This window comes from Streptomyces sp. NPDC006314 (assembly GCF_040613075.1).
Taxonomy (GTDB): Bacteria; Actinomycetota; Actinomycetes; order Streptomycetales; family Streptomycetaceae; genus Streptomyces.
The window spans coordinates 1-10,153 of record NZ_JBEXRL010000048.1 but is presented as its reverse complement, the minus strand read 5'-3'; the positions used below and the strand labels follow the sequence as shown (position 1 = coordinate 10,153).

Annotated in this window: 11 protein-coding genes; 1 reads left to right on the top strand and 10 read right to left on the bottom strand. The window is 71.7% G+C overall.

Annotation, left to right across the window (positions count from 1 at the left end):
- The 10 genes from ABZ079_RS36455 to ABZ079_RS36410 all read right to left on the bottom strand — a co-directional run.
- The coding region (locus tag ABZ079_RS36455; RefSeq protein ID WP_356943733.1) for a condensation domain-containing protein at positions 1–869 on the bottom strand (869 nt) is incomplete at its 3' end.
- A 173-nt stretch (positions 870–1,042) separates the two neighbouring features.
- The gene (locus tag ABZ079_RS36450) at positions 1,043–1,213 is read right to left on the bottom strand and encodes a hypothetical protein (RefSeq protein ID WP_356943732.1); all 171 of its coding nucleotides are present in this window, start codon (positions 1,211–1,213) and stop codon (positions 1,043–1,045) included.
- A 141-nt stretch (positions 1,214–1,354) separates the two neighbouring features.
- Entirely contained in the window at positions 1,355–1,672 is a 318-nt protein-coding gene (locus ABZ079_RS36445) for a hypothetical protein (protein WP_356943731.1), read from the bottom strand.
- Positions 1,673–1,948: 276 nt separating this feature from the next.
- On the bottom strand, positions 1,949–2,992 hold the full coding sequence (locus ABZ079_RS36440) for a transketolase C-terminal domain-containing protein (RefSeq protein ID WP_356943730.1): 1,044 nt from the start codon (positions 2,990–2,992) through the stop codon (positions 1,949–1,951).
- Positions 2,992–3,882: a transketolase gene (locus tag ABZ079_RS36435; RefSeq protein ID WP_356943729.1), complete on the bottom strand. Its 891-nt coding sequence runs from the start codon at positions 3,880–3,882 to the stop codon at positions 2,992–2,994. The genes ABZ079_RS36440 and ABZ079_RS36435 overlap by 1 nt, the downstream gene beginning before the upstream one ends.
- Positions 3,879–5,039, bottom strand: a complete 1,161-nt coding sequence (locus tag ABZ079_RS36430; protein ID WP_356943728.1) for a M20/M25/M40 family metallo-hydrolase — start codon at positions 5,037–5,039, stop codon at positions 3,879–3,881. The genes ABZ079_RS36435 and ABZ079_RS36430 overlap by 4 nt, the downstream gene beginning before the upstream one ends.
- A complete protein-coding gene (locus ABZ079_RS36425) occupies positions 5,036–5,881 on the bottom strand; it encodes a [LysW]-aminoadipate kinase (protein ID WP_356943727.1) in 846 nt (281 codons plus the stop codon). Before ABZ079_RS36425 ends, ABZ079_RS36430 begins: the two co-directional genes overlap by 4 nt.
- A gap of 59 nt (positions 5,882–5,940) precedes the next feature.
- The gene (gene argC, locus ABZ079_RS36420; protein ID WP_356943726.1) at positions 5,941–6,978 is read right to left on the bottom strand and encodes an N-acetyl-gamma-glutamyl-phosphate reductase; all 1,038 of its coding nucleotides are present in this window, start codon (positions 6,976–6,978) and stop codon (positions 5,941–5,943) included.
- Positions 6,972–7,865, bottom strand: coding sequence for a RimK family alpha-L-glutamate ligase (locus ABZ079_RS36415; protein ID WP_356943725.1), 894 nt, complete (start codon positions 7,863–7,865; stop codon positions 6,972–6,974). The genes argC and ABZ079_RS36415 overlap by 7 nt, the downstream gene beginning before the upstream one ends.
- Positions 7,862–8,026 carry a lysine biosynthesis protein LysW gene (locus ABZ079_RS36410; RefSeq protein WP_356943724.1) on the bottom strand — a complete coding sequence of 55 codons (165 nt, stop codon included), beginning with the start codon at positions 8,024–8,026 and terminating at the stop codon, positions 7,862–7,864. Before ABZ079_RS36410 ends, ABZ079_RS36415 begins: the two co-directional genes overlap by 4 nt.
- Positions 8,027–8,457: 431 nt before the next feature.
- On the opposite strand from ABZ079_RS36410, the gene ABZ079_RS36405 reads away from it, so the two are divergent.
- Positions 8,458–10,153 (top strand): condensation domain-containing protein (locus ABZ079_RS36405; protein WP_356943723.1); only part of this gene is annotated, 1,696 nt, incomplete at its 3' end.

Here is a 10,153-nt window from a genome sequence, read left to right as displayed (position 1 = left end):
AAGAACCCGACGAGGTCGTCGAGCGCGTCGTCGGTGCGTCCGGCGATCGGGATGCCGATGGGGATGTCGTTTCCGGCGCCGAGCCGGGTCAGGGTCGCGGCGATCGCGGCCTGGAAGACCATGAACATGCTGGTGTTCGTCGACCGTGCCAGCGCCGCGAGACGGGCGTGCGTGTCCGCGTCGACCTCGAACGCGGCGAGTTCACCGTGGTGCGAGGGCTCCACCGGCCGCGGCCGGTCGGCGGGGAGGGTGAGTTCCTCGGGAGCCCCGGCCAGGTTCTGCTTCCAGTACTCCAGCTGCTGCGCGAACAGGGACTCCGGGTCGGCGGGGTCGCCGAGCAGGTCCTGCTGCCAGAGGGTGTAGTCGGCGTACTGGATCGGCAGCTCTTCCCACCCCGGGGCAGCGTCGCCGTGGAGACGGGCCGTGTACGCCTGTCCGAGGTCCCTCAGGAACGGCGCGGTGGACCAGCCGTCGGAGGCGATGTGGTGCATCAGCACCAGCAGCACCCACTCGCCCTCCCCGACCCGGAACAGCGTCACCCGCAGCGGGATCACCGCGGCGAGGTCGAACACGTACCGGCAGGCCCGAGCCAGCCGGCCCGGCAGCTCCTCCTCGGAACACGCCAGCATCTCGAACGGGACGGGCCCTCCGACCGGACGGACGTCCTGGAAGGGCTCACCGTCCTCCTCGCCGATCAGCGTCCGCAGCACCTCGTGCCGGTCCACCACGTCACCGAGCGCGGCGGCCAGGGCGGTCTCGTCCAGCACGCCCTTCAGCCGTATGACGAGCGGCATGTTGTACGCCGAACCGGCGTCGCCGAACCGGCCCAGGAACCACAGTCGACGCTGGGCAAACGACAGAGGAATCATCAGAACTCCATACGTGGGTAGGCAACACGAAGAGTCCGGTTGCACTTGTCGCACGCATGGATGCCGACCGGGCGTGTTCGCCTGAAACCGAGGGTGCCGGGCGAGGAATCGCCACAGAAGGAAGAGAGAAAGGAAGAAAGCGCGGTGGGCCCGTCCCCCAAGGGGACTGCCGACTACTGCCAGCCGTTGTTTATCTTCGCGTCGGAGGCGGGCTCGGTGCTCGACTCGGCGGTCGTGACGACGGCGTCGAGTTCGGCCGACTGCGACAGCACCGTGAAGGAGACGGCTGCGGCGGCGACGGCGAGGGCGGCGCGGACGACGAAGAGCTTGTGGATGGCAGTCATGTTCGTTCCCCGTGGTTGCTCGAATAGCGCGGTGACCCGCTGATGACTGCATTCTTCGCAACGGTGAGGGGGTGTTGAAGGGGTTCCGGCGACAGGGTCCTGTCACGGCAGCTCATTGACAGGGTGTGGCCAGGGGCCGTGTCAGTCCCCTGCGCCGGGGCCACCGGGCCAGGAGGGGCCGAGGTTGGGGCCGCACGTGGCCGTGCATGACAACAACCGGCCCCTGGGAGGGGCCGGTTCCGGGTAGAGGTCCAGGAGGCAGAGTTCCCGGGCCGCGCTCTCCGCGTGCGCGAGGTCGGGTGCCAGGAGGAAGAACACCGCGCTGAGGTGCGTTCCGTGGCACTGCATGAATACGTGTTGCAGGTAGTGGTCGCCGGTGGCGTACCCGCTCAGCCGGCGCCTGACGCTCTCGGCGTCCGGTGCCTCGAGGTATTCCATACGGGCTTGCACGAAGTACATCTGATCCCTACTTCTCCCATAAGAAGCAGCGCGAAACGGCCAGGGGCGATGGAGAGGGAATCGAAGCGGTCGTGGGCCGACCGGTCTCGTCTCCACACCTGATCATTCCGAGTGCGGGGTGTGGACAAAGGCTTGGTCGAAGTCGACCGGAAAGGGCGCGAGCGGCGTCGGGCCGGGGCAGTCCCCGGATGGAATGCACCGCGCGGGCCGAGCGGCACGTACCTTAGTGTCACATCGCCGCGCGGGCCAATCCCTCCACCGCAATTCGAGGACCTCTCAAGCGGGAACCGGACTGTGCAGAGCGTTCCTGACGTGCGCGACGACCGCGTCCGAGGTGATCCCGTTCCGGAACAGCAGGTGCCCGTGGCCGCCGGTTCCGGCGGCGAAATGGTCGCCGACGGCCACCGGCCGCACCGCACAGCCTCTCCCCAGGCCGCACACGGACTCGGCCACCGCGGATGCGAGACCGCCGGCCGCCCAGTGCTCTTCGACGGTCACGATGCCGCCCGGCCTGCGGGCCGCGGTGGTCAGGGCCTCCGTGTCCAGGGGCTTGACGGTATGCATGTTCAGGACGGTCACCTCGATGCCCTCCTGGGCCAGCCGGTCCGCAGCGTCCAGCGCCGTCAGGACCGGCAGGGAACCTACCGCGACGAGAGTGGCCGCGGGCCCCTCGCGCAGCCGCTGCGCGCGGCCGATCACGGCCGGCGCAACGTCCGGGGGGAGGTCGGCTGTGGCCTTGCGTCCGAGCCTCACATACACCGGGCCGGGCAGTGCGTGCGCCTGCGCCAGGAGCTCCGACGTCGAGGGTCCGTCGGCGGGGGTGATCACCGTCATGTTCGGGAGCATCCGCATCACGCCGAGGTCCTCCAGGGAGTGGTGCGTCGCCCCGAGGTGGCCGGCCGAGAGCCCGCCGTGCGTCGCCACGATGCGCACGGGCAGGTTGTTGAGGGCGATATCGAGCTTGACGGCCTCCAGGGCACGCGTCGCCGCGAAGGTCGCCATGGTGTTCACGTACGGGATGCGGCCGGCCTTCGCGAGTCCCGCCGCGACACCCATCAGGGCCTGCTCGGCGATGCCCACGTTGACGTAGCGCGAGCCTTCCTCGCCCCACTCGACACCGTTGAACAAACCGGTGTCGCTGTCGAGACAGACGACGCGCTCGTCCCGCCGCATCAGCTCGACCAAGGCGTCCCGGTAGACCTCCCGCCCCGGCCGGGGTGCGGTCGGCTCCGCCGGGGGAACCGCCGGCCCGGTGGCGGGCGGCAGCGCGGGTGTCCGTCCGTCGCGGTCGGCAGCCGGTACCGCGGTCGTCGTCGTCATCACTGGGCCGAACTCCTTTGCTGTTCGCTCTCGAGCAGTCGCAGCGCCCGTTTCACCTGGCGGTCCGTCAGTCGTGCGTAGTGGCTGCGCGCCTGTCCTTCGACCTGGGGGAAGCCGCGCCCCTTCACGGTGCGCGCGATCACCACGGTCGGCCGACCGTCAGCGCGCGGCACCGAGCCGAAGGCGGCGCGCAGTTCGGCGGGGTCGTGCCCGTCGACCTCGTGCACGGCCCAGCCGAAGCCGCGCCACCGCTCCGCGAGGCCCGGCTCACCCATGGCGGCCGTGACCGGGCCCGTGATCTGCAGGCCGTTGGCGTCGATGACGGCTACCAGCCGGTCGAGGCGCAAGGCACTGGCCATCATCGCGGCCTCCCACACCGACCCCTCCTGCAGTTCCCCGTCGCCGAGGACGACGAAGCAGCGGCGGTCGGCGCCGGACAGCTTGAAGTCCAGGGCCGTTCCCACGCCCAGGGCCAGCCCGTGGCCGAGCGAGCCGGTCGGCATCTCGACCCCGGGCACCGCCGGGTTGGGGTGTGCGGTGAGCGGGGAGTCGGGGTTGCCGTAGTCGGCGAGGAGCCCCTCGGGGAAGAAGCCGCGCCCGGCGAGCGCGGCGTAGAGCCCCAGTGCCCCGTGCCCCTTGCTGAGGATCAGGACGTCCCGGTCGGGGGCCTGGGGAGCCTCGGGGTCGACGCGGAGCACTGCGTGGTAGAGCGTGGCCAGGATCTCGGCCATGGAGACCGAGCCGCCCAGATGACCCCCCTCGGGGTTGGCGCACATCTGCGCGACGTGCCGGCGCAGCCGGTGTGCGTGGTCGCGCAGCAGCACGTCCGGCGCGGAGCCGTCCGGGAGGCCAGTCTGCGGGGCTGCGGTCGTGGTCGTGTTCGGGGTCATCGTGCGCCGCCTTCCTGGACGACCGTCAGTACGGGGACGGACGCTCCGACGTCCTGCCCGGGTACGAGCCGCCGCCCGATGTCCTCCAGGGCCGACGCCAGGACACCGATCCCGTCCAGGTACTCGGAGAGCAGGATGTGCTCGTCGTCGGCATGGTCCAGGGCACTGTCCCCCGGCCCGTACGTGGCCATCGGGACCTGCCACGCCTCGGCGAGGGTGTTCATGTCGGAAGTCCCGGACTTCACCTTCATGCGCGGTGCGGTCCGACGCGAGCGGATCGCGGCCGACAGGGAGCGCACCACCGGGTCCCCGCGCCCGGTGCGGCACGCGGCCACCGCCCCGATGACGTCGAGGGTGCCCCGCGGGGACAGCCGACGCCGCAGCTCCGCGACGAGTCCGTCGGTGTCGTAGCCCAGCGGTGTGCGGATGCTGTACTCGGCCTCGGCGGACACCGGATCACCCGAGACGGACACCAGCGTAGCGGTGGGCTCGTCGAAGCCGCCCGCGCGCGGATCGGCGGGATCGGAGCCCAACACCGAGAGCAGGGTCCGCCAGCCCGCCGCGACCTCCTCGGCGGCCTGCGGTGCGGGGCTGCTCGGATGCGTCGCCGGACACTCCACCCGGTAGCGCAGGTCGAGCTTGCCCTTGTACCCGAGGACGACGGTGTCCCAGCCGCTCGGCTCACCGATGATCAGGGCGTCCGGCCGTCGGTGGGTCTCCCGGACGAACACGGCACCCCGCGACCCCGGCGTCTCCTCCTCGACCGCGCCGACCACCACCAGGCGGCCGCGGAACCCCTGCGCGTTGACCGCCGCGCAGATCATGGTCGCCAGCGGCCCCTTCGCGTCGACCGCGCCGCGCCCGTAGAGGCGGTCGCCGTCGACGCGGACGGGAACACCGCCGCTGACGGTGTCCATGTGGCCGAGCAGCATCACCGTGGGGCCTTCCCCGCGGATGATCTCGCCGACGGCGTTGCCCGCCTCGTCGACACGCGCCCCGGTGAATCCCAGCTCCATCATCGCGGCGACGACGTGCCGGCCGAGCGGCGCCTCCCCGCCCGAGGGTGACGGGATCCGCAGCATGCTGCGCAGCAGACCGATCGCGTACGGCTCAGGGCACGGCACGGCGTCACGGCGCACGGGAACGACCTCGATCATCCGCGGACTCCGTTCGCACCGGTGGAGTCGAGGACGACCCGGGTGACACCGCCGGCGAGCGCGGAGCGTACGGGATGGGTGACCCGGCCGTCCCCGACCAGCACCCGCGGCACCCCGCCGGTCAGCGCCTCGCGCGCCGCCACCAGCTTGAGGCCCATGCCGCCGCCCGTGTACGGCGGAGAGCCGTCGAGCGGGACCCGGCACTCCGTCAGGACCGACGTCTCGTCGGCGGGGTCGGCGAGCACACCCGGCGCGCCCGTCAGCATCACCAGTACGTCGGCTCCGAGCGCGGCAGCGACCGCCGCTGCCACCCGGTCGGCGTCCGCGTTCACCGGGCGGAAGTCCTCGGCCAGCGCCGGCGGGGACACCACCGGAATGTGGCCGTCGGCCAGCAAGGTGCGCAGCAGGCCGGAATTGACCGAGGTCACCCGGCCGCTGTGCTGGTCCCGGACCACCCGGGGACGGCCGTCGACCACGGCCCGGTGCGCCGTCTTGCGGCGGGCCCGCAGCAGTCCTCCGTCGACGCCCGTGAGCCCCACCGCGGACACGCCGGCCGCGGCGAGCTCCGTCACCAGACGGGGCTTCGTCACCCCGGCGAGCGCCATGTGCAGCACCCGCAGCATCGGCTCGTCGGTGTAGCGGGTCGAGACGCCGTCGGGGGCGACCAACCGCTGCTGGCGCAGTCCGACCCGCTCGGCGAGCGCGTCGATGTCGCCCGACCCGCCGTGCACGAGGACGACGCCCCATCCCTCGGCCGAGAGCGCCGCCACGTCCCGGCACACGGCCGCCTGGTCCACGGAGGCGTTGCCGCCGCATTTGACCACGATCGTCTTCTGTCCCATTGCCCGTTCTCTCGGATCTCGTATCGGTTCCGGCCCGCGGCCCACGCCGTGCGGCCCGCTCAGTTCGGGTGCAGGCCCGTGAACTCCAGTCCGGTCTCCTCCGGCCAGCCGAACCGCACGTTCAGGCACTGGACCGCATTGCCCGCACCGCCCTTGACGAGGTTGTCGAGCGCGCCGACGAGCACCAGCTCGTCGCTCCGCTCCGACACGGCGAAGCCCACGTCGCAGAAGTTCGACCCGGAGAGGATCTTCGGCTCGGGCAGCCGGTAGGCGCCCCGCTTGTGCGCCACCAAGCGCACGAACGGCTCGTCCCGGTAGGCGGAACGGAACGCCGCCCGGACATCCGCCTCGGTCGCCTCCTCCACGAGCCGGGTGCGGGCCAGCACCTGCACGCCGCGTACCGCCTCCACCCCCGTCGCCGTCATCCGCACCGGCAGTCCCGTGGCCTGGGCGATCTCCGCCTCGTGGCGGTGCCCCGCCGGGGCGAAGACCCGCATCGCACCGCTGCGCTCGGCGTGCAGATTGGCGGGACCCGCCGACACCCCGGAGCCGCTGGAACCGGTACGCGCGTCCACCCGTAGCGTGCCGTGCACCAGACCCGCCTCGACCACCGGCCGCACGGCCAGGATCCCGGCCGCCGCCATGCAGCCGGGGACCGAGATGCGGTCACTGCCGGCCAGCTCCTTGCGGTGCCACTCGGGCAGCCCTGAGGTGAACTCGGGGATCAGCGCGGTCCGCGCGTGCGCGACCCCGTAGTACGCCTCGTAGACGGCCGGGTCCTGGAGCCGGAAGTCTCCCGACAGGTCGACCACCACGTCGGCCAGATCCAGGTACTCGGACATCCTGAGCATGGTCCTGGTGTGCGGCATGGCCAGGAACAGCACGTCGTAGCGGTCACCGCCCGCACCCAGCCGCTCGTGGGCGACGAACCGCAGCTCCGAGCGGCCCCGCAGGTTCGGGTGGGGGCCGTCGACCCGCCGCCCGGCGAGACTGTCGGACGAGACGGCCGCCACCTCGACGTGCGGGTGGCCGAGCAGCAGGCGCAGCAGTTCGCCGCCGATGTAGCCGGAAGCCCCGGCGATGGCTGCCCTCAGCATGAGGCGGCCCTCTCCTTCAGATGCTCGATGACGGCGTCGGCCACCGGCAGCGAGTCGCCGAGGGCGCGCTGGAATCCGGTGAACTCCACGCCGTGGTTGACTTCCAGGACGGACAGTGCGCCGCCGGCGTCCTCGATCAGATCGACCCCCGCGATGTCCGCCCCGACGCAGCGGGCCGACTCCACCGCGAGCTTCTCGATCTCGGCGGTCACCGTGCAGGGCACCGTCTCCGCTCCCCTGGCGACATTGGTGCGCCATCCGCCGCCCCGCCGGTACACCGCACCGACGACCCGGCCGCCGACGACCACGGCCCGGATGTCCCGGTCCGGCTTGGCGACCAGCTCCTGCACGTAGACGATGTGCGAGGCCGGACCGGGGAGGGCCGAGACGTACTCCATGACCGTCTCGGCGGCCTCCCGGTCCGGGAGCCGGCTGACGAGCCGCCCCCACGATCCGGTGAGCGGCTTGACCACCGCCGGATAGCCGATCGCCTCCAACGCCTCCAACGCCGCCTCCGGCGTGAGAGCGAGGGCCGTACGGGGCGTGGACAGCCCGGCCGCCCGCAGCGCCAGCGAGGTGCGGTACTTGTCCCCGCACACCTCCGTCGCGGCCGCCGAGTTGACGACCACCTCGTTCACCGACTCCAGGGCCAGCGCCGCGTACACGGCCCGGGCGTGCCCGATCTCGCGGTTGAGCACCACGCGGCGGGTCCGCCCCGCTCCGGCACACGGCCCCGGATCCGCGTCGAGGGCCTGCCAGAACCGGCGGCTGTCGATGACCTCGCACGGCAGCCCGTGCCGGTCGAAGGCGTCGAGCAGCCGCTTCTCGTCCGTGCGGACCCGGGAGGCCACCATCGCGAAGGAGGCCCCCCTACCGCCCGCCGTCACTCGCCCCAGTCCTCTTCGATCTCGGGAGCGAGCACCACCTGCAGCGGATCCACCGAAAGGATCTCCAGCTCAGTGGAGCAGTCGCCGCACTCGACGATCTCGCTCACCCGCGGCGCATCGCCGACGACGACGGACGCCTCGCACTCGGGGCACGCAATCACTTGTCACTCCTTGCCATCGCTGTGGTCTGTGGCCCGGACCGGATCCGCTGATCGGCCGGCCGGTCCTCGTCGTCCGGCCCGTGCCGAACGATCACCAGTAGAGCCCGCACGGCACACCGTCCACGTCCACCGCCCCGATGAACCCGCGACGAGCCACCGCGTCGACACCCGGGACCCGGGTGTAAGCACGGCGTCGACACCCGCTCCGCACTCCGTTGCAGCATCCGTCCCCATCCGGTCCCGCCTGGCAGCTAGTTGCCGCGGGGACGTCCTGACAACTGCCCCTCATGGTGATCGCGCCGGCGGACGACAAGACTTCCTGCCACGAGGACCCGGATCAGCCGTGCCGTCCGGCAGGCCCGGGATTTCGCCGCACACCCGGCCCCGGCATTCGACGAACGGGCCTCTTCGCCAACGTGGGAGACATCGGAATGGGAAACTCTCTGCTGCCGCTGCTGGCCGCGCAGTCCGGTATCTGGTACGCGCAGAAGCTGGCCGCGGGCGAGCCCCTCTTCCGGCCGGGTGAGTACCTGGAGATCCACGGGCCCGTCGACACGCTCGCCTTCCAGGCCGCCCTGCAGCAGGCCGTCGACGAAACCGAGACGCTGCGGCTGAAGTTCATCGAGTCGGCCGACGGCCCCATGCAGTACGTGGCACCGCACGTCGACGCGGACCCCCACATCGCAGACCTCAGCGCCCTGCCCGACCCGCGCACGGTCGCCGAACGCTGGATGAACGAGGACCTGGCCCGGGTGCCCGACCTCCTCACCGAACGGCCCTTCTCCTTCGCGCTGTTCAGGATCTCGGCCGACCGCCACCTCTGGTACCACGGCTACCACCACATCGTCATGGACGGCTTCGGAGCGGCCCTGTTCGCACGCCGGGTCGCCGAGCTGTACACGGCCGCGGTCGGCGGTGGGGAGACGGCGGAACGCCGCTCCGGCGGGATCCGGGAACTCCTCCTGGAGGAGAAGGAGTACGACTCCTCCGTCCGGTTCAGCCAGGACGAGGCGTTCTGGCTCGGGGAACGCGACGCCGACCCGGCCCGGGAGCACGGCAACTGGCCTCCGCTCGCGGCCGCCTCGGACTTCGAACGCTTCACTACCACCGTTCCCGTCGACGTCAACCGAGCGCTGCGCACCCTGAGCACGGACCTTGACGTCAGCCTGTCCCGACTGCTCATCGGCCTGACCGGCCGCCATCTCCAGGCGACCTCCGGCAGCCGGTGCGCGGCCATGGAACTCCCCGTCACCGCGCGGACCACCCCGCTCGCCCGGAGCACGCCGGCGATGATGATGAACGGCGTCCCCCTGACGCTCACCCTTCCGCCCGGCTCGACGCTCCCCGAACTGCTGCGGCACACCGCGGACCGGGTGCGGACCGTCCTCGCGCACCAGCGTTTCCGCGGCGAACTCCTACGCAGGGCCGGCGGCCTCAGGCCGGTCGTCAACGTCATGACCTTCGACTACTCGCTCACCTTCGGCGGCCACCCCGTCACCGCACACAACATCTCCAAGCGGCGCATCGAAGGCCTGTCGATCTCCACCTACACCCGTACCGCCGACGGGCCGCTCCTCGTCGACTTCGACGTCAACCGAGGCCTGCTGGAGGCCGACGAGCCCGCGGCGCAGCCGGAGCGTTTCGTCCGGGTGCTGGAGCGGGCCGCTGAACTCGCCGGCGTACCGGAACGCAGTTCGTTCCCGGTCGACGGCCTGGACGTGCTGTCTGCGGGTGAGCGTTCGCTGGTCCTGGAGGGCTGGAACGACACGGCCCTGACGGACGGCGCCGGTGCCGGCTCGGTGGTCGAGCGGTTCGAGGCCTGTGCCGCAGCCACACCGAACGCGGTCGCGGTCTCCTGCGCCGGCCGCGAACTGACCTACCGCGAACTCGCACAGCGGACCACACGACTGGCCGGACACCTCACCGCGCTCGGCGCGGGCCCCGAACGGCTGGTCGCGGTCGCACTGCCCCGCTCCCCGGAACTCCTGACGGCCCTCCTCGCCGTGCTCAAGTCAGGCGCCGCGTACGTGCCCGTGGACCCCGGCTACCCGGCCGAGCGGATCGCGACCGTCCTCACCGACGCCGCCCCGCACACCGTGCTCACCAGCCGCGAAGTCCTCGCCGCCG